The organism is Pseudoalteromonas sp. Z1A6 (assembly GCF_011378745.1).
GTDB lineage: Bacteria > Pseudomonadota > Gammaproteobacteria > Enterobacterales > Alteromonadaceae > Pseudoalteromonas > Pseudoalteromonas arctica.
On record NZ_WTKW01000578.1, the window covers coordinates 1 to 1,458 of the forward strand.

Here is a 1,458-nt window from a genome sequence, read left to right on the forward strand (position 1 = left end):
AAAAAAGCAACTAAGTATTAAATACTTAGTTGCTTTGTGAGTATGACTGGTAAGGTTTTACAACTAACTCAAATATAAAGCCTGTTACTGAACCGTTGAAAACTCTTCTTTAGATAACTCGCCATTTCCATCTGTATCTAATTGATCAAATAACTGTACTAGTTGCGAGTTTACTTGTGCTTCTGATTTGCTAATTACGCCGTCGCCATCAGTATCAAAAGAATCAAAATCTACCGCAGCAAACGCCGCTGAAGAAGAAGCTAGGGCTACAAGTGGTAGGGCGTGTTGATCTTTGGTGGGTGAATTTGCAGCAGTCTGTTTGGTTTTTAGGCAAGGCAGAGCCTATGTAGTGTGGTTATTCCCCATAAATTGGCGATAACGCAGCATAAATACCAAACATGCGCTGCCCTTTGGGTTCTTTCTAGGGACTATTAACTCTTTGTTGCTCGGTTTTTACTTAGCCCACTAGGTTACAAACCTCGCGCCGCGATTTAATCGTTCCTAGATTGAACAAATTTCAATCCACAAAGATCAATACGCCCTAAAGTTTTGTGTAATGTTTTCATAAGCGTTTCCTTAGGCTTTGTGCCTGATAAGAGAGAGGTAAGAAGTCCTTTTCAAAGATCCTTTAGGAGTAAAGTTTGAATAAATTAATATTCAAAAAAATCATTTTCTGTCGGACCACCACTACTTTGAACATTCAGCTCGTCAAATTGCTCTATCACTTGCGCCGATTTTTCAGAGCGATTAATTAAAGCATTGCCGCCTGTATCAAGTGTTTCAAAGTCTGTGTTTGCAAATACAACTGACGAGGAAACAATAGCTATGAGCACAAATATTGATTGTAGCTTTTTCATAATTTAATCCTTCAAAAGTATGCGGTGTCCTAAATAAATTTGCTCAATAGTGTTCTCTAGTCACTTCCTGGTTATTCTTTTTAGTAGGCTCCCTTGCCTACTTAGGTTGTCTTTGGCAACTCAGAATTTAGATAACATCACAGAGCATTAACTGCTTAAGGCTTTAATTTTAGGCCTTAGAAAACTCATCTTCAGATAGCTCACCATCTTGGTTTGTATCGAGTTCTTCAAATTTGCTTAAAAGCTCAGCATCTACTGAAGCTTCGGCTTGGCTGATTGCGCCATTACCATCTACGTCTAGCGTATCAAAATCTGTTGCTGCAAAAGCCGCTGATGAAGAAGCTAGCGCCATTAGTACTAATGTTGATTGAAATGTTTTCATAATAGTATTCCTTCATTGGGTTGTTGCGATTAAGGCCTTTGGCTTTCATCACGTTTTGCTTAATACACTCTTGGTATTACAACTTCGATGCCACTTTTTATTTGTTATTTAAAAACAATGGGTTAAACAATATAAAGCGAGAGAAGCTAAATTTGGGGAGATGCTTTTGTTGCTTTTTAGCAACAGTCATTTAACTAAAAAAAATAAGCCAATATAAAT

2 protein-coding genes and 1 pseudogene are annotated in these 1,458 nt (G+C 37.5%); all 3 read right to left on the reverse strand.

The window, feature by feature from the left end; all coding sequences use genetic code 11:
- Window positions 1–84: 84 nt before the first annotated feature.
- Window positions 85–273: pseudogene (locus GQR46_RS19610) on the reverse strand (EF-hand domain-containing protein); the annotation flags it as partial.
- A 377-nt stretch (window positions 274–650) separates the two neighbouring features.
- Window positions 651–857, reverse strand: coding sequence for a calmodulin (locus GQR46_RS19615; protein WP_165728928.1), 207 nt, complete (start codon window positions 855–857; stop codon window positions 651–653).
- Between the two features lie 169 nt (window positions 858–1,026).
- Window positions 1,027–1,239 (reverse strand): calmodulin, encoded by a 213-nt coding sequence (locus GQR46_RS19620; protein ID WP_007585535.1) that lies wholly within the window; start codon window positions 1,237–1,239, stop codon window positions 1,027–1,029.
- Between the last annotated feature and the right edge of the window lie 219 nt (window positions 1,240–1,458).